Genomic DNA, 26,353 nt, shown 5'->3' with positions numbered 1-26,353 from the left:
AATTCCGACTTAACCGCGCGCCGCCGCCGGTAAAGCCGTCAACGCCCTTTGGCATCGGCGCGTTTCAACAGGCCGAATAAGTCGCTGTTGGTGGACAGCACCAGACTGGCCTCGCCGCCGATCACGGCCCGATAAGTCTCCATACTTTTCAGGAACTTATAGAACTCCGCCGCTTCCGGCTTTTGTGCGTAGGCTTTGGCGTAAATCTCGGCGGCCTTGGCGTCGGCCGCGCCTTGAATTTCCTGGACCTGTTTGTAAGCCGCGGATTCGATCTCGTTGATATCGCGTTCCTTGTTGCCGTGAATACGGGCGGCTTCGCCCTCGCCTTCCGAGCGGAAACGTTGCGCAATTTGCAGGCGCTCGCTGATCATGCGCTGGTGTATCCGCTCCAACACTTGCCGGTTGTAATTGATGCGTTTGAAGCGTACGTCCAGTAATTCGATGCCGAACTCGGCCAATTTCGGCGCTGCGGCGTTGAATACATCGCGCTCGATCGCTACCCGGCCGACCCGGATCGGCCGCAACACGCCGATTCCGGCTTCGCTGGCGAGGCCCGCCAGACTCTCGTCCTGCATCGGCTTGCGATCCTTGTCGGTGCGGACCACCTCGATCAGTTCATGACGGGCGATTGCGGTGCGGGTTTCGCTGCCGAGGATGTCTTCCAACCGGGATTGGGCGCTACGCTCGTCGCGTAGCCGCAGGTAGTAGCGCATCGGATCGGTGATGCGCCAGCGGGCAAAGGTATCGACCTGAACGTAGGTTTTGTCCTTGGTCGACATTTCCACCATCGGCCCATCCCAAGCCAGATAACGCTTGTCGAAGCTGTTGATTTGTTGCACGAACGGCAATTTAAAATGCAAACCCGGCTCGGTGATGGGCGGCCCGACCGGCTTGCCGAATTGGGTCACGATAACTTGCTCGGTTTGGTTGACGGTATAGGCGCAGGTCAGCAAAAAAATCAGCGCGATCGCGATTAAGCCTAACGATTTTCCGGCGCGGCTCATTTCGCCACCTCGACGCTTGGCGGACCTGGCACCGCCAACAGCGGCAGAATCTGTTGCACCGTGTCGTCAACGATGATTTGTTGTTTGGCCTGCGGCAGCACCTCGGCCATGGTTTCCAGATATATCCGGGCGCGGGTCACTTCCGGCGCCTTCAAATACTGTTCCAGGACCTGGTTAAAAGCGGTGACGTCGCCTTCGGCCTCGTTGATCCGTTTGAAGCGGTAACCCTCGGCGGCACGTATCCTCTGGTCGGCCTCACCGCGTGCCCTCGGCACCGCCTTGTTGTATTCGCCGTTGGCCAGATTGATCACGTTCTCCCGGTCCTGCTGCGCCCGGTTGACTTCGTTAAACGACGGTTGCACCGGTTCCGGCGGATTGACGTTTTTTAATTGCACCTGATTGATCGTGACGCCCAAACGATAGCGCTCGGCCAGTTCGCGCACCCGTGCCAGCACGGTTTCTTCGATCTCCTGCCGGCCAATCGTGATGATTTCATCGACGGTACGATCGCCGACCACTTCCCGCATCGCCGCTTCGGAAATGTCGCGCAAGGTCAGGCCGGGATCACGCACATCGAACAAATACTTTTCCGGGTCGGTGATCCGGTACTGCACGATCCATTCCACCAGCGCCGAGTTCAAATCCCCGGTCACCATTGCCCGCTCCAGCTCCGGCTCTTCGCCGGCCTGATCCGGATTGGTGAAACCGGGCGTGGCGAAGCCGAATTCCAGCTTTTGCTGGCGTTGGGTCGGCACAGTTATCACTTCATCGACTCCGAACGGTAACTTGGCATGCAGGCCGGACGGCACTTGCTCAATGAATTCGCCGAAGCGTAAGACGATGCCTTCCGACTCGGCCGGAATCGTGTAAAAACACATGCTGAAGACAATCAGGCCGCCGATGCCGAGCAGCACGGCTGCCGGCGGCACCGGCAGCGACTGCGGCCAACGGTCGAAAAGGGGTCGAGGATTGTTCATCGGCAAGCTCCGCATCGAAGCGGCCGCAACAGGCGGCCTGACGCCACAAGCTTAGCGCAAAAAATCCATCAACTGGGCAACGGTCAACGGTCGGCTGAACAGATAGCCCTGCATTTCGTCGCAGCCTTGCTGGCGCAAGAAGGCTTTCTGCTCCGGCGTTTCGACGCCTTCGGCGATGGTCGCCAAACCCAGGCTGTCGGCCAGGCTGATCACTGCGCTAACGATCGCTTTGTCTTCGGCGTCGGTGGTGATATCCCGCACGAACGACTGGTCGATTTTCAGTTTGTAGACTTTGAACTTCTTCAGGTAGCTTAATGACGAATAACCGGTGCCGAAGTCGTCGATGGCGACCCGGATACCGCGCCGGTGCAGATTCTCCATTGCCGCAATCGCCGTCTGCGGATGGTTCATCGCGACGCCTTCGGTCAACTCAAGCTCAAGATACTCTGGCGGCAAACCTTCTTCGGCCAGGATGCCGCCGACCAAATCCGGCAGAGTCGGCTGACTAAATTGCACCGCGGACAAATTCACCGCCATGACCAAAGGCCCCAGCCCTTCGGCCATGATTTGCCTGGCTTGGCGAACCGCGGTTCTGATCACCCATTCGCCGATCGGCAGGATCAGACCGCTATCCTCGGCGACCGGAATGAATTCTGCCGGCGATACCAGGCCCAGTTCGGGATGACGCCAGCGCAGCAAGGCTTCGGCGCCGGTTATCTTGTCGGTTTTCAACGACAACTGCGGCTGGTAGTGCAACTCCAGTTCGCCTCGCTCCAGCGCGTGGCGCAGGCCGGTGACCAATTGCAGATTCCGCGCCGAATTGGCGTGCATTTCCGGCGTAAAGAAACGGCAACCGTGGCGACCTTCCAGTTTCACCCGGTACATCGCGGTATCGGCGCTTTTCGATAAGGTCTCCAGATCCTCGCCGTCGTCAGGATACAACGCGACACCGATGGACGCGCTCATAATCAAATCGTGATGCTCGATACGAAACGGTTCGGAAATAGCGTCCAACAATTTTTGGGCGATCACCGCCGCGCTATTGGCATTGGCGCCCGGCAGCAGCACGATGAACTCGTCCCCGCCCAGTCGGGTAACGATATCCTCCACCCGTAGCGCGGCACGCAAGCGCAAAGCCAATTCGACCAGCAAGGCATCGCCCACGCTGTGTCCCAAGGTATCGTTGACGTCTTTGAAGTGGTCGATGTCCAAAAACATCAGCGCCAGTTGGCCGTTAGCCCGCTGGGCCAGACCCAACGCGCATTTCAAGTGGTTGTTTAGCTGGCTGCGGTTGGGCAACCCGGTCAACGGGTCGTAGTTGGCCAAATGGTAAATGTGTTCCTCGGTTTGTTTGCGCTCGATAGCCAAAGCCACAAAATGCGCCACCATATCCAGGAGACGCAAAGCGAAATGATCCGGAGACGCCGGGTAGCGCTGGTAAATCGCAAAGGTACCCAGCACTTTTTTTCCGGAACCCAAAATCGGCTCCGACCAGCAGGCACCGACGCCGGCTTGGGCGGCCAGGTTTTTGAAATCCGCCCAATACGGATGCTGGGCGATATCGGCGACGACAGTACGCTGCCCAGTAAACGCGGTATTCCCGCACGATCCCACCCCCGGTCCGATCAGGGTTCCGTCGATTGCCCGGTTATAGAAATCCGGCAAACCGGGCGCTGCGGCGACCTGCAAATGCCGTCCGGTTTCGTCCAACAGCAATACCGTACAAATACAGCCCGGCATCGCACTTTCCAATTTGCGCACCACTTCGTCCAGCAACTCCCGCAACGAACCGCCGCTGTTCAGCCGTTCCAGCATGAAAGTGCGCAAAGTTTCCATTTGCAGGGCGTGCTGGCGCTCGGCATCGCGTTCGAAGCCGGTCAAGGCATGGTCGATGTCCATCGCCATTTCCAGCAACAAATTGCGGGCGGCGAAATCGAACGCATTGACGCTATCGGCATACAGATTCAAAGTCCCGACCGGCGTGCCATTCCGGTGTAAGGGCAAAGCCGCCGATGCCCGCCAGCCGCAACCGGCGCCGCGTTCGTGCCAGACCGATGTGGCCGGATCATTCAGATAGTCCTGACACCAGTAAGCCCGGTCTTCGCGCAACGCAGTTCCGGTCGGTGCACAACCGGAGTCTTGTCTGGGATCGATACTAATGGCGATGTCGGCCAGATATTCGCCGCCGCTACCGTAACTCGCCACCGGCAGCACGCACTGCCCGCTTGGGTCCAACATGCCGATCCAGGCCATTTTCATACCGCCGAACATGACCGCATCGCGACAAATTTGCGGAAACAATTCGGCTTCGGAACTGCAGCGGACGATGGCCTGATTACACTGGCTCAATGCCGCGTACAGCTGAGTCAGACGTTGGGTTTTGGCTTCCGCTTCGCGCCGCTCCGCATCGACTTGCGCCAACTGGCGTTGGGTTTCCGATAACCAGCCCATCACGCTATCGCTCAAATCATCCGGTACTGGCGGCTGTTGCGCGAAATCGCCGCGACCCAAGCGGGCAATTTGAGTACGCACTTCTTCCGGCTCTGCGCCCAAAATGCCGAACACACTGCGATGGACCCGCCATAACGCCAACACCAGCATCAGGCCCGCCGCCGCCACGGCCAAGCCAAGCGCTGCTGCAATATCGCGGTTGCGTTTTACCAGCAATGCCGTTCTGCTCCGCGCCATATCTCCGGCCTCGGCGAGCATCTGCAGAAATTCGGCCTCGGTTTGGCGATAGGCTTGGCTTTCGAGCATCGCCGCCGCCTTTAGTCGTTCCAGTGCGTCGTGTACGCCGTTTTCGGCCAATTGCACCGCCGCCAATTCGATATCCGCCAACTGATCCGCTTTGGTCTGCGCCTGTGTCAGTTTCGCCAATTCCGCGGCGGTAAAGTCAGCCTCGCGCATTGAATCCGACCACACCGCACCGCCGGCGTTACGGCTATCCCGGATTTCTCGGTGACGCTGCCGGTCGCTTAGCTCCCCGCGAATGACATAAGCAAGCGCCAGCCGCCGCGATTCGACGGCAGTTTGCCGCAACGCGTCGGCCGTACGCTGCAGCGCCAGGCCCAACTGTTCGGCGTTATCAATTCGGCTTTCGAAGTGGAGATAAAGGAAAATCGAAGCGACAAGCAGCGCCAGGCTCAGCGCACTGAGCAAAACACTGTTGGTAAAACTGGAATAACGGCGCGGCCGGTTCATGGGATTCCCCCTTGGCAGTATGCCACTGGACGCTGCTGCTTCGAACGCTGTGCTGACGAAACACTTGCTGCAAACGGCCCGATTATTCCACACTGCCGCCTGCGCCGCCGCCTGTTCGCGTCGGGAACTTAGCGCCGCGGCACAACTTTTTTGCTACCGCTCAACAAATGCTACCTAAAGCGCCGGCCTTGGCCGACAATAGCCGGCACGCTCCCACCGTCACTCTGCCGAGGAATATTTCCATGACTAGATTCAGCGCCCTATTGATCCCACTCGTACTGTTTTTTGGCGGCCTGCCGCCAGCCTTTGCCGAGCAATTGCAGATCGGCAATACCGCTCCCACGTTTCAGGCCAAGACCCACGACGGCGGCGAGTTCGACCTGAACTCGCGCCGCGGCAATGGCTGGACCGTATTGTATTTTTATCCGAAAGCCGGCACGCCGGGCTGTACCGCCCAGGCCTGCGCCTTTCGCGACGCGATTCAGGCCATACGCCAGCAAGGTGCCGAGGTCTACGGCCTCAGTACCGATTCGGTCGCCGAATTGGCCAAATTCCACCGCGAGCACAAACTTGGCTTCACGCTGCTTTCCGATCCGGACGCCAGCGTCACCGAAGCTTACGGCGCGAAAATGCCGGTGTTGACCATGGCCAAACGCTGGACTTTCATCATCGACCCCGAATTGAAGGTGCGCCGTATCGACAACGATGTCGACCCGGCCCTGGACGCCCAAAAAGTCGCGGCGGCACTAAAACAACTGCAAGGCAAACCCTGATCGCCCACAGCCGCCCCGGAAGCCCGACCGGGGCTCAAATTACTGGATTCGGACCAGATAGCCGTCGGTTTTTTCGCAGCTCGGCTTGCTGTGCGCCGTGACGCTGATTCTGACGAAACCGTGCTCGATCGGCCGGTCTATCTTGCCGCGCACCTCGTAACGCCCACTTTTGTGTTGGCTGATGTAGAGTTCCTTGGCGGTATATTCGTATTTGATATCGCCGGCACTGACATGGACCACGATAGACGTGGGCGTCGTGTTGGCAGACGCCGACAGCGAGAACTCCTGAAACGTCTGCAAATATTTGTTGGCCGCCGGTTGAAACTCGGAAAACGCCGGCTTATCGCAATGGCTGGAACTCTGGCTGCTGCCGTAAGCGTAAACGCTGTCGGCACCCAGGCTTAACAACAAGGCGGCGGTAAGGCGAAAAATCGTGGTCATCTATATCTCCATTGGCAGGCATTGGTTGAATTGGCTGCATAGCTTACCAAGAAAAACCGCTTTGGCCGGAGAGGGATAAAAACCATTCGGCCCGGCACCTCGCAAACCGCGAGGGCAATGGCATTAAATTAACTTCGGAAGGGTGTGTTGGCGGGCGCGGGGTCTGGCTGAGTTGGCTTTCGGCCAACAGCAGACCTTCGAGTTAGCATTCCATTTTCAATAGTTAAGGCACCTTTTAACCCAGTTCATTGTCCGCTATTAGGGGAGCTAATTGCCTTAATAATGCTCGAACCTGCCAATAATCATTGAGCAAGGTGCCCTACTTAGCTTGCTCTGTTTGCATGTTTAGACACTCAAGTAAATGAATTATTACACACGAATACTCGTAGTTTTCCCCATTATTTCTGTACATTGGTACACATGATTCTTCCTTACATATCTTTACAATGAGAATTGCCGTCAGCGATAAGCCGGCAAAATTTTCATATCGTAGGGGGAGAAATTATGCATTCAAACACAACCCAATTTTCTAAAGGTCAAATAGGGATTCTAGCGGGGGCAATCTTATTGGCATTGTCATCTCCGGCAAGAGCAGCAGTGCCAGGTGTAGATCCAAGCGAGAACGTTCTTTTACAGTGGAATGACGCTGTACTGGAAGCAATTCGAGAAACCCATCCAGGACCACCAATGGTCGCTAGGATGTTGGCCGTTTTAAATACCAGCACTTTCGATGCCTGGGCGGCCTTTGACAACAAAGCCCGTGGTACGCGTTTTGGTCCGTCATTGAAGGCGCCGGCGAGTATCCTTAATGATGCGGGTAAAAAAGAAGCGATAGCGTATGCTGCATTCCGTGCTGCCTCCGATTTGTTCCCCCAGTCCACACAACAGCAGTATTTCAAGGATCTTCTGACTCAGCAAGGTTACGATCCTAATAACGCCACAACGAACAAGAACACAGCGGCTGGTATTGGTAATGTTGCTGCGGGTGCTGTATTGACTTATCGCCATCAAGACAAATCCAATCAACTGGGTAATATCAACGGTGGTGCGCCATATTCCGATTGGACCGGATATCAGCCAGTTAACACACCGGATCAAATCAACGACCCGAATCGCTGGCAACCGCTGCGAGTATCAGATGGCCACGGCGGCACTGTCGTACAGAAATTTATAGCTCCACATTGGGGACGCGTGTTGCCTTTCGGAATAAAAGATTGGGATAAGGACGTCGTAACTCCTGTACGCAAAGAAATAAAAAAGCGTACCGGTAGAGTAGGCCCAGCGACTGTTGATCAGCCTGAGTATAGAGAACAGGCGCTACAAGTTATTGCTTATAGTGCGTCATTAACCGATCAACAGAAGGTGATTGCCGAATTCTGGGCTGACGGTCCTAGCTCCGAATTGCCACCGGGTCATTGGAATTTATTCGCGCAGTCGGTTTCCCATCGAGACAATCATAATTTGGACCAAGACGTTAAGATGTTGTTTGCGATGTCGAACACAGTATTTGACACGTCTATTGCGATCTGGGGTGCAAAGGTCAAATTCGATTCCGTTAGACCTGTGACTGCGATTCATTACCTATTCGGTGGACATACGATTAACGCCTGGGCGGGGCCTTATCAAGGAACTCAAAGTATTGATGGTCAAAGCTGGGAACCATACCAAGCATCAACCGTGGTCACTCCGCCATTTGCCGAATACCCATCTGGACATAGTGCGTTCTCATCTGCGGCTGCCGAGGCTTTGAAACGGTTTACCGGTAGTGACGTGTTTGGCGATACTTATACCCAATCTGCCGGAGTCTCCAGGGTTGAACCCGGCCAAGTGCCAGCAGCAGACATCTCATTGAGTTGGGCGACCTTCAGTGATGCAGCGGACGAAGCGGCCATTTCGCGTCGTTATGGCGGCATTCACTTTGTCGATGGTGATGTGGATTCTCGTCAAATGGGTCGAAGAGTTGCGAAACTGGATTGGCCGGTAATTCAATACTATTTTGGTAATTCAAATAGCAAAGAATGGCACGAGGACGAACACGATCATGATGATTGATATGGTTAGCTGATCAGAGATCGTTTCTCATGAAAGCGGGCCCTAGCGGTTAAAACTGCTAGGGCCCGTTTTTTTGGATTGCTGCTTCAGTTGAACAACTTCAAGATAACGCTGCCAATCTTGGTAAGTATCGACGTCCCATTGCATAGCCAACTCATACATACTCAGGCCGCTCTCCTTGGCTCTGCGCCGGGTGTTCGCCATAACCTGAGGATTGCTCCATACCATCTCACTGAATAAGGTTGGCTGAACCGAATTTAGACCGATCATCACATAACCACCATCTTCCGCCGGAGCGACTACAACATCGTGACCTTCGCGCAACTTCATAAAAGCTTGATGGATATCGTTAAATGTAAGACTCGGACAATCGCAGCCCATCAGTAAAGCATATCGATATCGGCTGAAAGCCGAATCAAGTGCGAGGTGCATACGAATCCCTAAATCGATTCCGTATTGTTCGTGCAGTGTGATTGGGTAAATGCGCGCGCAGTCCTGAAAGAAAGCATGGTTAGCATCGGGAGCACAGTAGAGCTCAACCGGACACAACGGTTGTTGAACAGCTCTATCCAATGTCATTTTAGCCAGCTGCCGATGTGCATTGGTAGCCTGTTCGGCATTTAATGCTGGTTGTAGCCGGGTTTTAACCTGACCCGGAATCGGTGCCTTGCAAAAAATAAGCAGTACGCTGTCTGGGAAAAGCACGGGTACGCTAGCGCCGACGTAAGGGCCAAAAGGGCATCACCAGCAACGCCAGTAAACCTAATTCGTCTGGATTTTGAAATCCCCGTAGCCCAATTGGCATAGTGTTTTGCGGCTGTTGCGATTCAGCACGGTAGGTTTTGAAGCAACGGTCCCAGCAGGACAGCGAAAATCCGTAATTGGTATCGGTTTCTTGTGGCTTTGCAGAATGGTGTATCCGATGCATGTTCGGTGTAACAAGCAGCCAGCGTATCCACCATTCGATCGGGGCCGACAAACTGACATTGCCGTGGTTGAATAACGCGCAACCATTCAGGATTATTTCGAACGCGATGACGGCTTGCGGCTCGACACCAAGTGCAATCACCAGCAATACTTTGTAAGCCATAGACAATATGATCTCTATCGGATGAAAGCGCACGGCGGTGGTCGTGTCGAAATCAAGGTCGCTGTGATGAACTTGATGCAAACGCCAAAACCATTCCCAGCGATGGGCTGCAACATGTTGCGCGTAAATCGCCAAATCCAGTAAAAGCAAACTTAGCGAGATGTTTAGCCAACCGGGTAAGGTTAGGTTGTTGAACAGGCCAAGATGTTGTTCCAAAGCCCAGGTCGCCGCCAACCAGGCCGCCGCGCCGATGCTGATTCGCATCAGTCCGACATTCAATGCCGCCAAACCGAGATTGATCATCCAGCGTTGACGACGCCGGACGCTTAAATGCCGAGTCGGACTTAGTACTTCCCAAATTGCCATCAACAACAAAATGCCGATAAACATGCAAAAGCGCAACATGGCTTCCATCATCTTCTCCCGTAATAACGCATGGCCAGATCATCGGGATCGGCACCGAAAAAATACGCTAAGCGTAGCCGCCACATCAGTAGGATGGTATTGAAGATGCCGTTTTGTCGCCAGCGTCGCGCAGAAGTCAGCACTTTGGCTTTTAAACAACAGGGTTTACCGAGTATTTTTAGCTTGCTGCTAATAGCAATATCCTCCATCAAGGCAATCCCTGGAAATCCACCTACCGCTGCAAATGCTGCTCGGGTCATGAACAAAGCTTGGTCACCGGTGGCGATGCTGGTCAGCCGTGAGCGTTGATTCATCATGAAGGCGATTAGTGTGAAGACGGGTTTAGGGTTGTCGAATGCCACATCGAAACGCCCCCAGTGGAAACCTTCAGCTATGGCTTGGCTAATCAAATCAATCCCATTCTCCGGCAATCGAGTATCGGCATGTAAAAACAGCAGAATCTCCGCATCAGCTTGTAAAGCGCCTGCATTCATTTGTATAGCCCGACCGCGAGAACTGAGTATGACCTTATCGACCAGAGGCTTAGCAATTTCCAAGCTATTATCATGACTGCCGCCATCGACCAGCAGTAGTTGGCAACGATCACGAAGTCTCTGCAAGGCTTGTAGTTTGCTGGCGAGATGTCCGGCCTCGTTGAGCACCGGGATGACAATACTAATAGGGTATGCCATGTCTTGAAACTTATACCTTAAGCGTTCCGCCGCCACACATGGTAGTGACCCAGCCAATCCAGCAGACGCTGGGGTGCGTGATTTCGCTTCCAGACGCCCGCCGCATATTTATTGGCTTCCGCCATGGTCGGATAAATGTGGATTGTGCCGAGGATTTTATTCAGGCCGATACCGTGTTTCATCGCCAAGACGAATTCCGCCAGCAAATCGCCGGCATGTTCGCCGACGATGGTCACGCCGAGGATTTTGTCCTTGCCCGGCACGGTCAGCACCTTGACGAAACCGTGTGCCTCGTTGTCGGCGATGGCCCTATCCAGATCGTCGATGCCGTAGGTAGAAACTTCATACGCGATATTCTGAATTTGCGCTTCCTGTTCATTCAGACCAACGCGAGCAACCTCCGGGTCGGTGAAAGTCGCCCAGGGGATTACCGAGTAATCGGTACGAAACATTTTAAAATGACCGAACAAGGCGTTGACCGCGGCATACCAGGCTTGATGCGCCGCGGTATGGGTGAACTGATAGGGACCGGCAACGTCACCGACCGCGTAAATATTCGGATAATTGGTTTGCTGAAACGGGTTAGCGGCTACCGTATTGTGCGGTGTCAACGCGATCCCCAATTCCTCGACGCCATAACCGGAAACATTGGCGGCGCGGCCGACGGCAACCAATACCTGGTCGAACGCAATTTTGACGGTTTGGCCGGCGTGTTCGGCTAGTAAGCTCTGTTCGCCGTCTTCCAATAAGAATTGCTTTGCCGTGTGACTGATCCGCACGTCCACACCGTCGCCTTGAAATCGCTTTGTCACTAACTCCGAAACGTCAGCGTCTTCGCGGGCCAGAATGCGGGGAGCCATATCAACTTGCGTCACTTTGCAACCCAGGCGGGCGAAGGTTTGCGATAATTCGCAGCCGATCGGGCCGCCACCGAGCACCAACAAGCGTTTGGGTTGTTCGCGCAATTGCCAAATCGTATCCGAGGTCAGGCAGTCGATTCGCTCAATTCCCGGAATGGGCGGTAAAAATGGCTGGGCGCCGGCAGCAATGACAATCGAACGGCTGGTAAGGGTTTTGGCGCCGTCGGAAGTGCTCACCTCGACTTCCCAGGGTGAAACGATTTTGGCGCGACCCCGAACAACATCGACGCCCAGCTCAGTGTAGCGTTCGATCGAATCGTGCGGTTCGACGGATTTGATCACCTGCTGTACCCGCTCCATCACTTCGGCGAACGTGAAATCGGCAGAAGCCCTGGCGATGCCGAATTCCGCTGCGCGATGGACGTGGGATAGAAACTTAGCCGAGCGAATCAAGGCTTTGGACGGCACGCAGCCCGTATTCAGGCAATCGCCGCCCATTTTCTGTTGTTCGATGAGTGTGACTTTGGCTTTGACGGCGGCGGCAATATAAGCGCTAACCAAGCCACCCGCGCCCGCGCCTATCACGATTAGATTGTTGTCGAAACGTTTGGGTTTGCGCCAGCCTGCATAGACCTTGCGGCTTTGCAGGAAGTCGACCAGCTTTTTTGTCAGCAGTGGAAACAGGCCGAGTAACGCAAACGAGGCTAACAGACCTGGAGACAAAATCCCGGACAGCGTATCGATATTGCCTAGCTGTGTGCCGGCGTTGACGTACACCAGGGTGCCGGCCAGCATGCCGAGTTGGCTGATCCAGTAAAAGGTCCAAGTTTTCATGGGCGTCAGACCCATCGCTAGATTGATCAGAAAAAAAGGGAAAACCGGCACGAGACGTAAGGTAAACAAATAATACGCTCCGTCCCGCTGCAGACCGGTTTCGATTGCCTGTAAGCGCTGGCCGAAACGAGCCCTGACCCAATCACGTAGCAAATACCGGGCAGCCAAGAACGCCAGAGTCGCGCCGATACTGGAGGCGAACGACACTAGCAAGATGCTCCAGAATAGTCCGAAAATTGCTCCGCCTGCGAGTGTCAATACCGCCGCCCCCGGCAGCGAAAGTCCGGTTATCGTAATATAGAGTAGGCCGTACAATGCGTAAGCCAGCAGCGGTTGATTTTGCCGGTACTGTTCGATGGCCGCTTGATGGCTTTTCAAGCTGTCCAGTGTCAAATGCTGCTGCAAGCTCAGGCCAAAAAACAGGACAATACCGAGTGCCAGAGTCGCGCCTAAAACCAGCTTACCCCGTTTCATGTTGAATTGCTGACCAAGGCCCCCCCGCAACTACTGCCTTGGCCAGCGGTGCAGCCGTAACAATGAGCGGCGGTAGTGATACTGCCTTGACTAAGATCGATGCCTTGCAAGTCGCGGATATGGATTTGGGGCTTACCAACGGCACCCAACGGTAGACCCAGCATTTGATTGAAATCGCAGTCGTACACATAACCTTGCCAGTCGACGCTCAAGGTTGAACGACACATTAGGTTATCCAAATTGTCAGGCCGAAAACTGTCCTTCAGCAAGGCCATATAGGCTTCGAAGCGCCCCTGGCTTAAAAGCACGCTACCGAAACGTTGAATCGGCATGTTAGCGATGGCATATAGACGGTTAAAGACGATGCCATAGTCGTCTTGCAAATGTTGCTTGTAAGCTTGCTCCAACGCGCGCTGATCGGGTGGCAATACTGCGTCTTGCGGATTGAATACCAGGTGCAACTCGAGCCCGCTGTCCACTTGACCGTATCCCAGTCCGTTCAGGCGTTTTAACGCCGCCAAACTATCGCGGAACACGCCTTTACCGCGCTGTTTATCGACATTATCTTCCAAATAACACGGCAGAGAAGCCACAATTTGCACCTGTTGCCCTGCTAAAAAATCGGCCAAGTCCCAATAGCCTTGAGCTTCCAAGATAGTCAGGTTGCAGCGATCGATTACTTCGATACCGTGCCCGCGTGCCGAGCAAACCAAATGACGAAATTCCGGATGCATTTCCGGTGCGCCGCCAGTGAGATCCAGTGTCCGAATGTTATTTTCACGTGCCAGCGCCAAGACTTGTTCGATGACGTCACGACTCATCAGCTCCGTGCGCTTTGGGCCAGCATTGACATGACAATGCACGCAACTCAGATTACACAGATAACCCAAGTTGACTTGCAGAGTCTGTAGAGGTAGCCGAGTGATAGCGGGAAAGTCGCTGTTCAGCAGGAAAGGTTTGCTGTCTCGCATGTTATTCCTTGGAAAACCAAATGTCGCCATACGCAGCCGATGCTTCGCGGCCGCTGTTGTCCGTGTCGGTCATGATTGCAACCGCATTGATATTGCTGATATCGTCACCGAAAAGTTGCTTGAAGTCGGCCCTAATGTTGCGTTTTTCGTGCTGCCAGATATTAACTGGCGCTTCCGGGCCCCGCAAAGCCAGCATCATGGCGTGGTCGCCGGCGAAGGCGTTGGGCCAAACGCTGTTCTTTTGATTATTTCCGGCCCAGACGTAATTGATGGCCCGGGTTTGCCAGAATGCCAGGCCACCCTTGACCACGACATAGAGTCTAGCGGCGTAATCGTCGCCGAGCTTGCTCTGTTCATTTAAGCCGGCCAAGGGCTGAGTAACACGCCACGACCAATTCAAATAAGGGGTTTGGGTTAAATCGACGGTTAGCTCCTTGAACAAACCGGAACCCGCGGCGCGGCTGTCGGCCGCCAGTGCTATAACGCCATCGATAGCCAGTAAACGGTAGCGTGTTTCGCCTTTGAAGCTTTTATGTTCCCAACCGTCCAAATCATTGCGGCTGAAATTGCCGATCGGGAAAACAGACTCCGCCAGTCCAGGTTGATGCACTAGCAAAGTTAATGAAAACAAAAGCAGCGATTTGTTCACTTTCTGCCTAAGAAATACAATGAGCGCCAATACCTCCAGCCATCGATACACAATGCCCCGCTAACGCTAAAAATAGATAAACTCTTCATATCAGTTTAACGACCGTTCCTATCAGTGAAATGCTCAATACGCTGAATATAGATTTGAGCAGTTTTACGAATAAACTTCGTTTGACGTTCGAAATTTCTACAATGCGAACACATTGTTATATGCACTCTGATCGCTAATCGATCACTGAAAGGCAATTTCTTATCTAGTCCCTTCGATACCAGTGAGCTAATGTCGTGGCAACTATGCATGATGATGCTCCTTTTGAGGTTTCGTTTTGTGAAACCAGCGGATTTCCAAGCATTCACGGAGTCGCAAACGGGCTCTGTGCATGGTGACCCAATAATTGGCCTCACTTAAACCGGTCTCCCGACAGACTTCTTCGGCTTCCAATCCCACCAGTTCGCGCAGCACGAATACCTGAGCCATTTTAGCTGGCAGATTGTTTTGACATGTCTGGTAAATAGCCCAGAACTCTTGTTGCTTGAACGCTGCCTCGGGATCATTCCAAGTTGAGGGGCCAACCTGCCAAGCACCGTTGCGGGTGAAAAAATCGTCTTCGTCTTCTATGTCTTCGACGTTCTCGGCTCGACCGAAATCGATATTGTCAATCTCGCGGCTATGGCGACGCCAGTGGTCGGCAATCTTGTGTTTCAAGATACCGATGAGCCAAGTACGTAAGCCAGCTTTACCGTCAAATGAGCACGCTGATTGCCAGGCGGCCAATAACGTTTCTTGCACGGCGTCCTCTGCCGGCTCGCGTTCATGCAATTGCAGTAGGGCGTAACGGAATAGTATCGGTCGATGTTCGGCCAATACCATTTCGCTCAGTTGATCGGATTTACCCACCCCGGTGCTTAACAACATGCGCCACTTGTCTGATTGTTATCGCCGCTGTAGCCAGTGGTGCAATCAAATAAACCGAAATGACGCGACTTATCGCCGAGGACTTGAAAGTGATCGCCGTAGCGACTGAGCGCGAGCATGTCGGCAGTGTTACCGCATACTCTTAATGGCCTGCCGGTCTCGAAATGGTGGTGATCATCTAAATCAAAGCTGTGTGGATGTTGATCAATGGTGCCCAAATAGACGGCGACTTGGCCGAAGTCTTCGCAACGATCTTCCAAAGCCATTTTGAACGCCCGCACCGTGACAGACTCGAATTTAACCATACCGATTTTTGCGAATACTTCTGGGTCGTCGATGCTGATCGGGTTGTTTTTAGCCCTGCGTACATCTGGGCACCCCAAGTCCTGCAATATGCGCCGGAAGTCTTCCCAATATAGCGCACCGCCAAGGCACTCGCCCAACAAGATTGGATCTTGACGTAATTCGACGGGGATACGGCGGTCGGCGAACACATCGGAAAAATACAGTTCACCGCCTGGCTTTAATACTCGAAATATTTCCGCCAATACACGAGGCTTTTCCGGTGAAAGGTTGATCACACAATTGGATACCACGACGTCGATGCTGTTATCGGCTATGCCAACGGTGTGCAGATTTTCGATATGCCCGTGCAAAAATTCGACATTAGCGAAGCCGAATTGCACCGCATGCCATTCACGATGGCGTAAAGCCACTTCCAGTTGTTCAGGTGTCATATCGACGCCAATTACCCGCCCGGTAGGGCCAACCAATTTCGACAGCAGATAACAGTCTCGACCGGTGCCACATCCCAAGTCCAATACAGTTTTACCTTCCAGGGCCGGCGGTAAAGGTGAGCCGCAACCGTAAAAACGTTCCAATACCTCAGGGTGTAAGCCGGCCAACAGGATTTTCAAATAACCGGGCATTGTATCAATGCTACAACAGGCGCTGGTTTTCAGATCGTTACTTGATTGCAATACTTGGCCATAGTAGTGCTGGACGGATTCGCTGATTTCGATAATGCTAGTCATTGGGATACCTCAAGCGGTAATGTCTGTATTTAGAAAATAGGAAGATTGATGTAACTATTGTGGATTATCGTGTTCACGAACAGCAGGGTGGAGTTTTCATGGCTGGTTCGAGGATGCGCACAAAAAAAATGGCGGCGACAATACCACCCAACAAAGGACCGGCGATGTAGACGAAAAAAAAGCCGCCTTCTTGATCCGGGAATGCGGCACCATTCCACCCCATTAATAAGGCGACCATGCGCGGCCCAAAATCGCGCGTCGGGTTTAATCCGGCTTGAGTGAGAGGAGCAATTAGGCAAATGAAAGAGGTTACAGTCAAACCGATGAAAACTGGAGCCAATCCGTCATCCGGGCGGCCAACGTTACAACCTTCGGTTAAGGCGAATATCATCAATACTAACAACAATGTCCCAAAAGCTTCCGCAATCAATGCCAAGTGCATGGATACGACCGCTGTACTGCCCGGGCTGAAGTAGTACTCACCAAATAACATAGCGGTTTTGATAGAGTCAGCGGTGCCTCGAATGATGCCGTGAGCTGTTTCATAAGCCGCAATTGATGGCGCGAAAAGCGCGTAAATGACCAATCCCGCCGTTACGGCTCCAACAAATTGACTGATTACATAAATCGGTAATCGGGCAATTGGCATCCGTCCACCAACGACCATCGCTACACTGACGGCAGGGTTAAGATGTGCACAGGATAAATGCCGGGTCAGGTAAATAGCCAGCGTCACAGCTATTCCCCAGACTAGCGCAATTTGCATTAATCCTTGATGTGCATTAAATAAAACCGAAACAGCAACAGAGCCACAGCCGAACAAGACCAGTACAAATGTACCAAGCGTCTCATCAATCATTTCTCTCAAATATTTTATCGGCATATTTCCAGAGGGTAGGTTTGTTGCTTCATCTTAAGCGTTAGCCCGGTCATAAACGAGTAGGTTGACTAAACTCAAAACCGATCTTCATGCAGTTTCTTGTTTTTTGACTTTTAAAGTTTGGTGTTAAAGCAGAGTGTGATTGCTGCCGAACAAATAGCTGCACACGGCAGGGTCAGCAACCAGGATAAGGCAATTGACTTGATCACTCCTGAATTGGCCTTGCCGCTAACCAAGCCAATGCCGAATAATGAACCTACGGAAACATGGGTGGTGGAAACCGGCATGCCAAACTTGCTGGCAAAAATCACTAACAGTGCCGTGACCAGATTAGCCGATAAGCCCTGTTCCTGCGTGATAGTAGTGATTTTATGACTCATGGTTTCCGCCACCCGCCGTGCATTGAACACCCCACCCAACATCATCGCCGAAGCAACCAGAATAATGATCCAATGCAAATCAAAACCGGGGGCCAACAATAACAAGGCGGCAATTTTCGGAGTGTCGTTCAGGCCACGAGCAAAACAAACCGCGCCGGCGCTGCAAAAATGGAGTCCGTCACGCAGGCGTTCAATTCCCCAAATCTGGCTAGCTTGCCGCTCGGTGCAAACTTCTTGTCGATCGAGGGTTAACGACGGAATCAATATCGAATCGATCGCCATGGTCATATTGGCGTTACCGGCCAGTGCCTGATTGTTCGGTTGTTGAACGCATATACACCAGTCGTTTTCGCTTCGCAGGCGACTAGACCACAGAGCCAGAAACCAATACAGCAAACCAGTAGCCAGTAAAGCCACCAACGGACTCAAAAGCAATGGCAATACAAAGTTGCTCAACAGAGGTGTAAGGTTGAGACTGCCGGAGCTCGCCAATATCGTGCCGCCGACCATAGCGCCCAACAATGCGTGAGTTGTGGAAACCGGAAATCCATAACGAGTCGCCAAAACAACCGTCATTCCGGCGCCACCTGCGACAGCAATCATGAACGGTAGCGACTGTATCAATTCGTCCGGAGCTAAGCCTTTGCCGGAAAATTTAACCAGCAAAGTCTGAGCTAGAAATAAAGAAGTAATCGAACCGGCCAACGTCGTTAACGTCGCCCAAGTCAGAGCTTGCCGAAAGTTCAAAATGCCGCTGCCAAACAAACTCGCCACACCCTTAAAGTTGTCATTCGCACCGTTGGCATAGGCCAGGAACCAGATGCTGATAAATAAAATACTGGTGAGCATGGGAAATCTCCTGGATTGGCTCGACTATATGCTCTAAGTCGTTAGGAGAGGATCAAACCTTACAAAAAAATTTTGTGATCATAAGTTATTGGCACGTTCTGACCCTGCGATAAAGGACATTCTGGATGAAATGACGGATTGAATTTTCTTGAGCTGTAAAGAATCAGCCAATAAGTGGCGTTACTGCTTGTTAGTTAAAGATACCCAACTCTCCTGCAAGAGGCGCTTATCAGAGAATTACTTTCAACGGCCACTCAGATGACCACTTTTCGCAAGCAAAGTACGACATCAAATTGTTCGATTGGTTGAGAGATCCCAAGTGGCTGCTTTGTATCCTTCCAGTTGTCAGAATATGGATTTGAGTGATTGGCAGGTTTAGCGAAGTTCGACCGGCTGGAAAGGGTCGACATTTGCCGCTCAGGACCGTTGGCTGGGTAGAGCAACGCAAAACCCAGCAGATGTCTTGAAACAACCAGGATTCTTTGCATTCAAACTACACTTTTTATAACGAAACTTATCGGCTTCGAAGCTGGGTTTCATTATCATTCAACCCAGCCTACGTCCACAAACCCAGATTCAGCCAATGACCCATTAGCAGTCATTGGAAAGTTCAACCAACTCGCTTATGGCTCGACTTTCGCCGCCCAACACTCCGTCATCACCCCTCACCCCCCAGCATATTCCTAGCCAATTGGTTACCCGCTTCAACCAACGGATGAATCACGAAGTCGGCGCCGACGCGGTTTAGTTCGGGTTCTTCGTCCTGGTGGTGGCACAGTGTGCCGATTCGGCCTTTGAAGCCGCGTTTGCGCAGTTGGCTGATGGCGAGCAGACGGGTTTCGACGTCCGGCACGGTAATTACGACGCCCTTCATTCGCTCCAGGCGCAATCCGCTCCACAGCTCGCTGTCCTCGGCATCGCCGTAGACCACGCGCCGGCCCTCGGCCAACAGGTTTTCCAGTACGGTGGGGTCGGCGTCCAGGCCCACCACCCGCTGTTCCTGAGCCGACAAGGCCTGGTAGGCCGATAGGCCGGTACGGCCCATGCCGATCACCAGCCATTCGGCGACGCCGAAGGATTCCGGCAATCGGTCCGGATTGCCGGTTTTCTTTTCGAAGCGCACCAGATACGGCTCGAACCAGGAAAACAAGGCATGCGAATAGCGGTTCAGCGGCGCCGCAAACGCCAGCGAGCCGGCCACCGCCAGACTGATGACGGCATTCCATTCGCCGGGCAGCAAGTTGGCGTCCACCACGGCGCGGGTCGTAATCAACGCAAATTCGCTATAAGTCGTTAACGCCAACGTCGAGACGAAGGCGGTGCGCGCCCGCAGGCCGGAAAACAGGAACAAGCCAAAAAACAATATGCCTTGCACCGGCAACAGCGCCAACAATTGCAGCGCCATGAACACTTGTTCCCGGCTGGGGAGATCGCTGATACCGATCTGTAGAAAAAACGCCACCAGGAACAGTTCTTTCAAGCTCCACAAGCGGTCGGTCAATTCGTTGATTTTGGCATGATTGGCCAGCATGATGCCGGTCAGTAACGCGCCGATATCCGCGGAAATTCCGACCGTTTCGGCGGCAACGCCGCCGGCCAAGGCCAAGGTTACGCCCAGGAGCAGCAATAGTTCGGACGAACGGCTGGCAGCAAGCATCCGATGGGCCAGCGGCCGCAGCAGCGGCAACAAAAACAAGGCCAAGGCCCAATGCGTCGGCTGTTTTCCTTCCGCCACCGCCAGCAGCCCGATCGCGACGATATCCTGCAAAATCAGAATACTCATCACGTCGCGGCCGTGCAGCGACGACAATTCGCCGTTGTCTTCCAGCACCTTGATCGCCAGCACGGTACTGGAAAAAGCCAGACTGACGCCCAGCACCAGGCCGCCGGTGACATGCCGCTCCAACCAGAAAAATACCAGCGCCGAAAAAAACGTGGTCATCAACAGATGGGCGCCGCCGACGCTGATCACCTCGCGCCGGATCAACGAAGCCGGTTTCAATTTCAATCCCACCGAAAACAACAGCAACTCGATGCCGATCTCGGCGATGTGGTTCAGATCGGCCAACGGCGCGACGCCGAGCGCATTCAGGGCATAGCCGGCCGCCAGATAGCCGACTAACGGCGGAAACGACAACCTGCTGGCGACCAGGCCGGTCAGATAGGCTGCGCTAATCCAAATCAATTCCATCATGTTCGATAACTATTAAAATCTGAATGTTTAGTCGCGGCAACGGTTCGCGGCCGCCAATAGCGTTTTATATCACGGCTTGGCCGACACCGAGCTTTGCCGGTAGCCGGTAAATGCCGACAATCGATTGAAATTGCGCCGCCACCCCCGTTATGATTGGTCTCGAGCCAGTCACCCGTGCCCCGCGCGGCATTCCTACCAGCCGGAGCCCCGATTATGAAACATCCCGAATTTCCGCTCAGCGACGAATTGATCTACTTGAACCATGCCGCCGTGGCGCCGTGGCCGAAACGCACCAGTGCCGCCGTCATCGCCTTTGTCGAACAAAACCGCGACTGGGGTTCGCATTACTACCCGGATTGGCTGAAAAAAGAATTGCTGATTCGGCGCCAGTTCAAGGAACTGCTCAACGCGGCGTCGGCCGACGATATCGCCCTGGTCAAAAACACCTCGGAGGCGCTGTCCTTCGTGGCCTGCGGCCTGCCCTGGCAAGCCGGCGACAACATCGTTTCCAGCAACGAAGAGTTCCCCTCCAACCGCCTGCCCTGGCAAGCCCTGGCGGCTCGGGGCGTGGAATTCCGCGAGGCCGACCTGCGCAGCGCGGCGACGCCGGAAGACGCGCTGTTTGCGCTGGTGGACCAAAACACCCGGCTGCTGACCGTCAGTTCGATTCAATTCGGTTCCGGCCTGAGAATGGATTTGGAGCGCATCGGCGAATTCTGCAAGCGGCGCGGCATCCTGTTTTGCGTCGACGCGATTCAAAGCCTGGGTGCGGTGCAATTCGACGTACAGACTTGCCAAGCCGATTTTGCGATGGCCGACGGCCACAAATGGCTGTTCGGCCCGGAGGGCTTGGGCGTGTTTTACACGACACCTGAGGCGAGGGAGCGGCTGAGTTTGAGCCAGTACGGCTGGCACATGATGAAGGACACCCACAACTACGAGAATCGACCCTGGGAGATTCACCCCAGCGCCCGCCGCTTCGAATGCGGCAGCCCGAACATGCTGGGGATTCAGGCCCTGTCGGCCAGCCTGTCGTTGTTATTGGAGACCGGGATGGCAAACGTGGAAACGCTGGTGCTGGAACGCAGCGACTTTTTGCGTCACGCCATCCGCAATCAGCCGAATCTGTTGTTGCTGTCCGAAGCGGCGCCCAGACTGAAGTCCGGCATCGTCGTGTTCAAACACCGCGAAGCCGGTAACGAGACGCTGTACCGGCATCTGCAACAGCACGGCGTGGTCTGCGCCTTGCGCGGCGGCGGCGTGCGTTTCTCGCCACATTTTTACAATTCGCTGGACGAGATCGAACGGGCCTTGGCGATTGCCGCCGACTGCCCGCCGGCTGACTAAGCCTTAGTTGCGCCAGTACAGCGCCGCCAGCGCCAACCCGGCCAACCCGGCAAATTGCCAGGCGATGTCGGTTTCGGTCTGCCCCGGTTCGGCAAAGCCGCTCTGTGCCAGCGCCAAACCCAAGCTTTCCGCATCCAGCAGGCGCTGATAGCGCAAGCCGCTGTCACCGGCCAGTTTACGCAGATAGTCTTCGTGCAAGCGGCTCAAATGCTCGTCGCCGCTCACCGCCCGACTGCCGAACGGCGCGTTGCGGGCGTCGTAGCCTTCGATTTTTTCCGGATTCAAATCGGACTCGCCGAAGGTGGAGCGGTGCGGAACATCTTCCGGCCGGTAAAACCCCAAACGCTTGCCGTTGGCATCGAATTTCGGAATCGGCGCCGCCTGGTCGCCGCCGACGCCGACGATCAAGCCCTTGACCTGACCTTTGAATACGGTCAAATCCGGCTGGTAGCGCGGATTCGGCGGCGGCGCTTCCTGGCCGTCACTGAAAAATACCAAACTATCCCGGCTGTTTTTGAAGGCGTCCAGCGTCGATGCCAGACCGGAGGCGATGCGGCTGTCCGCCGCCCAGGCCATGCGCCAATCCAAGGCCGCGATGGCCGCATCGATTTCGGCGAAGCCGGCACAGACTTCGATCGGTTCGAACAACACTACCGAACGCCGTTCGGTAAACACGCCCAAACCGACTTGCGATTGGCAGGGCAAGGCCAGCAGTTGTTGGCGCAGGGTCTGCTTGACGAACTCCAGCCGGCTGACGGACTGGCCGTCGCTCCGGTAGTCCTCGGTGTTCATGCTGCGGGTGATGTCGACGACGAACACCAGCCGGTACAGGGGCTGGCGGGCAACGCGGGTCGGCCCGGCCGCCGCGACCAGGGCCAGCGCCAGCGCCGCGGCCAACAGCCAGAAACGAAAATCCTTGACTAGCGTCATTGGCAATAGCTCCGGCAGTGACAGCTTGCGACTGGATTAGCGAATGCCATGTTCCAACCTGAAGCCAGGCATTACGGCAAGCCACGCGGAAAGCCCGGCAACGAAGTCCACAGTTCGGACTTTTGCGAACCGTCGTCTTCCTGATTGCCGCTGTTGATCCGGTCCATTTCCGGCAGTAAACGCATCGCCACTTCCAGATTGTATTTGGCATCCCAAAAGCCGGGGTCGGCGGCCAGCGCCTCGCGGTAGGCCTGTTTGGCCAAGCCGACCAGCGGCGTCGCACTATCGACACCGCCTGCCTTCAACTTTTCCTGGGCCTGGGTCAGATACAGATTACCCAGATTGTAACGGGCCTGAGCGCGCAAGGCCGGCGGCGCCTGCTGCAACAACAGGTTCAAGGTCGCTAACGCATCGTCGTAACGCCCGGCTTTGCGTAAATACACCGCCCGCGCCAGTCGCAGCGCCGGATCGGCATTGGCGAAATCCTCGACCGCAACATCGCGTCCGGCCAGCAACTGCCCAATCAGCCGGTTTTGCCCGGCAATCCCGGCCCAGAGCCAGGCCTGGCTCAGCGCCACCGCCAGTGCCGCGGCCAGCGCGGTCCACCAAAAACCGTGTTTGATGCGTCGGATTAACATTTGGCCTCGCAAGCTTTAACAGCGATCAGGAGTAACAGCAGCAACGCCGCGCTGCGGTAGCACAGCGGCGCCAAATCCTGCTTCGGAATCCGTTCGAAATAATGCAGCGGTTGCTGTTCCAGCCGGTTGATATCCTCGATCGCCTGCCGCATCGCGCCGGGGTCTTCCGCTTGATAGGCCTGATAGGGAATGTGCAGGCTGGAAAAGAACAAATGCAAATAGCGCTCCGGCATGGCCTGGGCGTTGTCGTCGCGCGGATCGCTCGGCTGGTCGAACAGGCCGGGGCTATTGGCGGTGCGCAAAAACACCCAGTACAAGCGTACCTGCTGGCGCTGAAACAATTCTCTGAGCTTGGCTTCGCTGTCCGGATCGATCACCGCGGCGCCGTCCGACACCAACAAAACGATACGGGCGCCGGCCGCCGGGCGTTGGTCGAAGTAGGACAAGGCCAACGCCAAACCCTTGCTGACGTTGGTATAGGCCAGCGCCGGCCGCGCGGTTGCGGCGATGGCGGCGGCTACGGCCTGCTTGTTCTCGGTCAGCGGCGTGACGAATAGCGGCGAGGTACTGTAAGCGGCGACCCCGATCAAGTCATGTTCGCGGCGTTCGACGAATTGGCTCAGCAAACGCCGGGCGGCGGCGGCCTTGCTCTCGGCCCCGCCGGTTTCGGCGGCGGTACCGGCAAAGGTCTGATCCATGCTGTTGCTGCGGTCCAGCAGCAAGACGATATGCGCGCCGTGGCCGATACGCTCGACCTGCTGTTCGGTGCGGTAAATCCCGGCCATCCCCAGTACCAGTCCCGCCAAGGCTAACGCGCCCAACAGCCGAATGGCGGCGTCGACCGCCAGCGATAGCCCGTCCGCCGGTATCAGGTCCAACGCCGGATGGCCGGCTACGCGCTGGCCGTAGCGCAGCAAGGGCAACGCACAGAGCAGCAGGCCGGCCAGCAGCCAGGGTTGTTCGACGGCCAGATTCACCGGCTGCCCCGCTCTATGGCCCGGCACCAGCCGCACAGTTTTTGCAGGCGGTCCAAATCGGCGCCGGCCAAGTCCGGCTGCCCGGCAAAGAAAAACCGGTTGGAGTAATCGAAAAACCAGACCAGTTCGGATTGGATTTGGCCGAATTCGGGATGCGCCCGCAAAAAGTCCGGCAAACGATGACCGAATACCGGTGCACCATAAGTCGCATTAAACGCGCTGTGCAAGGCAGCCAGTCCGGCACCCAATTCGGCCGGCGCCAAGCGACGCAAACGCTTTTCGGCGGTTTTGAACGGACTACGCCGGGCAAACCAGGGCAGATAACCGTACTGCCGCGCCAGCTTCAAGCCCAACACCGCCGCGGCCGCCAGCGCCAATGCCAGATTGGTGCGCACGGCAGCGGTCGACAACAAGGCCGGCGGTTGATCCGGCCGTAAATATTCGCCGTCGACATCCTGCCGGGCGATCAATTCCCGCAACGGCGCCAGCGTGAACTGCCACGGCGGCACGCTTTCCTCCACGGTTTGGCCGTATTGACTGAAGCGCAAGGCAAAGCCGGGGATGGTCAGGGCTTTCACTTCCAGCGGCGCATAAAACACCTGGTATTCCAGGTCGATCCGGTACGCGTCGGCACCGGCCTCGACCAGTTCGATCCGGCGCAGATTCAACCAACGGTTCAGCGGGCCGGGCTTGGGCAGGCTGGCCGGCTGCAGTTGCACGCCGGGCCGGGTCTGCACCAGAATCCGCATCGGCACGGTATCGCCGATCTGATAACCGAACGGCCGCGGCGTTTCCAGATTGAAGGCCTCGACCGGCCGGCTCGGGCCGCCGGCACACGCTGCTGCCAACGCTGCCGCAATCGCCAACGCCACCAGACGCGAGAATGCTGCTAGGTATCGGCACGACTTCACGCTGCCCGCTCCAGGAAATAACGATTGAATTGTTCGACCCGGTAACCCTGTTCGATGAACAGCGGTTCGCTGCCGGCGGCGCGAAACAAGCGCTGCAACAGGGACCGACGCCGGCTGTAGGCTAGCTCGATGCGCCGTTTCAAAGACGGCCGCAGCCACAATCGCCGGCGGCGACCGCTTTCCGGATCCTGCAGCGCCAGCAACCCCCAATCCGGCAAGGCGCGGTATTCGGCGGCGTCCCAGATCAACAACGGCACCAGTTCGTGGCGACCTACGCTCGCCAATAAAGCAGGCAATTGCGCGGTCGGCCAATGGCCGTCGCCGAGCAAAAACAACAAGGCCCGCCGCCGCGGCAAGTAAGCGCCGGCCTGCCACAAACCTTGGCAGCCGCGTTGCTGCGGCAATTGTTCGATGATGCCGCTCAAGGACGACAACCAACTCAGATCGCCGCCGGGCGGCGCATACAACAAGGGCTTCTCGTCGGGACCGAAACCGGCAAAACCGATCCGATCACCGCAAGCCAAAGCCGATTCGGCGATGGCACGAATCAGGTCGAGCATGACTTGGCGTTTATCGAAAACGCCGCGGTAAGCCAGCGACGCCGACAGGTCCGCCAAAACCATGACCTCGACCCGGTCATGTTCCTGGTAGGCCTTGACCCGGAATTGGCCGAACGGATCGAGCAGGCTGGCGCGCAAATCCAGCCGGCGCGGATCGGGCCGCGCCAGTAGCGCCTCATGGCGTTTGAATAATTGGCCGTTGCCGACCATCTGGCCGGGATGGGCGCCGGGGTAAACCTCGACGGCCGGTCTGGGCAAGCGATAGCAAAAAGGTTCGATACGGGAGGCCATGGCACGGTTAGCCGGAGACATGCT

At 55.4% G+C, this 26,353-nt stretch carries 24 protein-coding genes; 3 read left to right on the top strand and 21 right to left on the bottom strand.

The window, feature by feature from the left end:
- Positions 1-38: 38 nt before the first annotated feature.
- Genes hflC through C2U68_RS03705 form a run of 3 tightly spaced genes read right to left on the bottom strand, consistent with a single transcriptional unit; the run spans position 39 to position 5,182 of the window.
- A complete protein-coding gene (gene hflC, locus C2U68_RS03715) occupies positions 39-1,004 on the bottom strand; it encodes a protease modulator HflC (protein WP_140911146.1) in 966 nt (321 codons plus the stop codon).
- On the bottom strand, positions 1,001-1,981 hold the full coding sequence (gene hflK, locus C2U68_RS03710) for an FtsH protease activity modulator HflK (RefSeq protein ID WP_140911145.1): 981 nt from the start codon (positions 1,979-1,981) through the stop codon (positions 1,001-1,003). Before hflK ends, hflC begins: the two co-directional genes overlap by 4 nt.
- Positions 1,982-2,032: 51 nt before the next feature.
- Entirely contained in the window at positions 2,033-5,182 is a 3,150-nt protein-coding gene (locus tag C2U68_RS03705; RefSeq protein WP_140911144.1) for an EAL domain-containing protein, read from the bottom strand.
- 242 nt (positions 5,183-5,424) lie between these two features.
- On the opposite strand from C2U68_RS03705, the gene C2U68_RS03700 reads away from it, so the two are divergent.
- Positions 5,425-5,955 (top strand): peroxiredoxin, encoded by a 531-nt coding sequence (locus C2U68_RS03700; RefSeq protein ID WP_140911143.1) that lies wholly within the window; start codon positions 5,425-5,427, stop codon positions 5,953-5,955.
- A 39-nt stretch (positions 5,956-5,994) separates the two neighbouring features.
- On the opposite strand, the gene C2U68_RS03695 is transcribed toward C2U68_RS03700, so the two are convergent.
- On the bottom strand, positions 5,995-6,396 hold the full coding sequence (locus C2U68_RS03695) for a hypothetical protein (RefSeq protein WP_140911142.1): 402 nt from the start codon (positions 6,394-6,396) through the stop codon (positions 5,995-5,997).
- A gap of 504 nt (positions 6,397-6,900) precedes the next feature.
- Between C2U68_RS03695 and C2U68_RS03690 the strand changes: the two genes are divergently transcribed.
- Positions 6,901-8,448, top strand: a complete 1,548-nt coding sequence (locus C2U68_RS03690) for a vanadium-dependent haloperoxidase (RefSeq protein WP_140911141.1) — start codon at positions 6,901-6,903, stop codon at positions 8,446-8,448.
- 42 nt (positions 8,449-8,490) lie between these two features.
- Here C2U68_RS03690 and C2U68_RS03685 read toward each other — a convergent pair whose 3' ends face one another.
- From C2U68_RS03685 to C2U68_RS03630, 12 genes are all read right to left on the bottom strand, one after another.
- Entirely contained in the window at positions 8,491-9,153 is a 663-nt protein-coding gene (locus C2U68_RS03685; protein WP_140911140.1) for a TIGR04282 family arsenosugar biosynthesis glycosyltransferase, read from the bottom strand.
- Positions 9,154-9,160: 7 nt separating this feature from the next.
- Positions 9,161-9,952 carry a sterol desaturase family protein gene (locus C2U68_RS03680; protein WP_140911185.1) on the bottom strand — a complete coding sequence of 264 codons (792 nt, stop codon included), beginning with the start codon at positions 9,950-9,952 and terminating at the stop codon, positions 9,161-9,163.
- Entirely contained in the window at positions 9,952-10,635 is a 684-nt protein-coding gene (locus tag C2U68_RS03675) for a TIGR04283 family arsenosugar biosynthesis glycosyltransferase (RefSeq protein WP_140911139.1), read from the bottom strand. Before C2U68_RS03675 ends, C2U68_RS03680 begins: the two co-directional genes overlap by 1 nt.
- Positions 10,636-10,652: 17 nt before the next feature.
- Positions 10,653-12,803 (bottom strand): FAD-dependent oxidoreductase, encoded by a 2,151-nt coding sequence (locus tag C2U68_RS03670; RefSeq protein ID WP_140911138.1) that lies wholly within the window; start codon positions 12,801-12,803, stop codon positions 10,653-10,655.
- Positions 12,800-13,774: an arsenosugar biosynthesis radical SAM (seleno)protein ArsS gene (gene arsS / locus C2U68_RS03665; RefSeq protein WP_140911137.1), complete on the bottom strand. Its 975-nt coding sequence runs from the start codon at positions 13,772-13,774 to the stop codon at positions 12,800-12,802. Before arsS ends, C2U68_RS03670 begins: the two co-directional genes overlap by 4 nt.
- Before the next feature lies 1 nt (position 13,775).
- Positions 13,776-14,423, bottom strand: coding sequence for a DUF3047 domain-containing protein (locus C2U68_RS03660; RefSeq protein WP_260839197.1), 648 nt, complete (start codon positions 14,421-14,423; stop codon positions 13,776-13,778).
- A 95-nt stretch (positions 14,424-14,518) separates the two neighbouring features.
- On the bottom strand, positions 14,519-14,722 hold the full coding sequence (locus C2U68_RS03655; protein ID WP_140911136.1) for a zf-HC2 domain-containing protein: 204 nt from the start codon (positions 14,720-14,722) through the stop codon (positions 14,519-14,521).
- Positions 14,715-15,338, bottom strand: a complete 624-nt coding sequence (locus tag C2U68_RS03650) for a sigma-70 family RNA polymerase sigma factor (RefSeq protein ID WP_140911135.1) — start codon at positions 15,336-15,338, stop codon at positions 14,715-14,717. Before C2U68_RS03650 ends, C2U68_RS03655 begins: the two co-directional genes overlap by 8 nt.
- Positions 15,329-16,372 carry a methyltransferase domain-containing protein gene (locus C2U68_RS03645; protein ID WP_140911134.1) on the bottom strand — a complete coding sequence of 348 codons (1,044 nt, stop codon included), beginning with the start codon at positions 16,370-16,372 and terminating at the stop codon, positions 15,329-15,331. The genes C2U68_RS03650 and C2U68_RS03645 overlap by 10 nt, the downstream gene beginning before the upstream one ends.
- A 73-nt stretch (positions 16,373-16,445) precedes the next feature.
- Entirely contained in the window at positions 16,446-17,240 is a 795-nt protein-coding gene (locus C2U68_RS03640) for an MIP/aquaporin family protein (RefSeq protein ID WP_222101860.1), read from the bottom strand.
- 125 nt (positions 17,241-17,365) lie between these two features.
- On the bottom strand, positions 17,366-18,481 hold the full coding sequence (locus C2U68_RS03635) for an inorganic phosphate transporter (protein WP_140911133.1): 1,116 nt from the start codon (positions 18,479-18,481) through the stop codon (positions 17,366-17,368).
- A 658-nt stretch (positions 18,482-19,139) separates the two neighbouring features.
- Positions 19,140-20,675 carry a cation:proton antiporter family protein gene (locus C2U68_RS03630; RefSeq protein ID WP_140911132.1) on the bottom strand — a complete coding sequence of 512 codons (1,536 nt, stop codon included), beginning with the start codon at positions 20,673-20,675 and terminating at the stop codon, positions 19,140-19,142.
- Between the two features lie 213 nt (positions 20,676-20,888).
- Here C2U68_RS03630 and C2U68_RS03625 point away from each other — a divergent pair, with 213 nt between their 5' ends.
- Complete coding sequence (locus C2U68_RS03625; RefSeq protein WP_140911131.1) at positions 20,889-22,022, top strand: aminotransferase class V-fold PLP-dependent enzyme; 1,134 nt, start codon at positions 20,889-20,891, stop codon at positions 22,020-22,022.
- A 3-nt stretch (positions 22,023-22,025) separates the two neighbouring features.
- Here the strand turns inward: C2U68_RS03625 and C2U68_RS03620 are convergent, their stop codons facing one another.
- The 5 genes from C2U68_RS03620 to C2U68_RS03600 all read right to left on the bottom strand — a co-directional run bounded on the left by C2U68_RS03620 (position 22,026) and on the right by C2U68_RS03600 (position 26,329).
- The gene (locus C2U68_RS03620) at positions 22,026-22,952 is read right to left on the bottom strand and encodes a vWA domain-containing protein (protein ID WP_140911130.1); all 927 of its coding nucleotides are present in this window, start codon (positions 22,950-22,952) and stop codon (positions 22,026-22,028) included.
- Between the two features lie 71 nt (positions 22,953-23,023).
- A complete protein-coding gene (locus C2U68_RS03615) occupies positions 23,024-23,590 on the bottom strand; it encodes an MxaK protein (protein WP_140911129.1) in 567 nt (188 codons plus the stop codon).
- Positions 23,584-24,567, bottom strand: coding sequence for a vWA domain-containing protein (locus C2U68_RS03610; protein ID WP_140911128.1), 984 nt, complete (start codon positions 24,565-24,567; stop codon positions 23,584-23,586). Before C2U68_RS03610 ends, C2U68_RS03615 begins: the two co-directional genes overlap by 7 nt.
- Positions 24,564-25,478: a nonribosomal peptide synthetase MxaA gene (locus tag C2U68_RS03605; RefSeq protein ID WP_140911127.1), complete on the bottom strand. Its 915-nt coding sequence runs from the start codon at positions 25,476-25,478 to the stop codon at positions 24,564-24,566. Before C2U68_RS03605 ends, C2U68_RS03610 begins: the two co-directional genes overlap by 4 nt.
- Positions 25,475-26,329, bottom strand: coding sequence for an MxaS protein (locus tag C2U68_RS03600; protein ID WP_140911126.1), 855 nt, complete (start codon positions 26,327-26,329; stop codon positions 25,475-25,477). Before C2U68_RS03600 ends, C2U68_RS03605 begins: the two co-directional genes overlap by 4 nt.
- Positions 26,330-26,353: the final 24 nt, after the last annotated feature.

This window comes from Methylomonas koyamae, assembly GCF_006483455.1.
Lineage (GTDB): Bacteria > Pseudomonadota > Gammaproteobacteria > Methylococcales > Methylomonadaceae > Methylomonas > Methylomonas koyamae_B.
The sequence above is the reverse complement of the archived record's forward strand: the minus strand, read 5'-3'. Positions and strand labels throughout refer to the sequence as shown.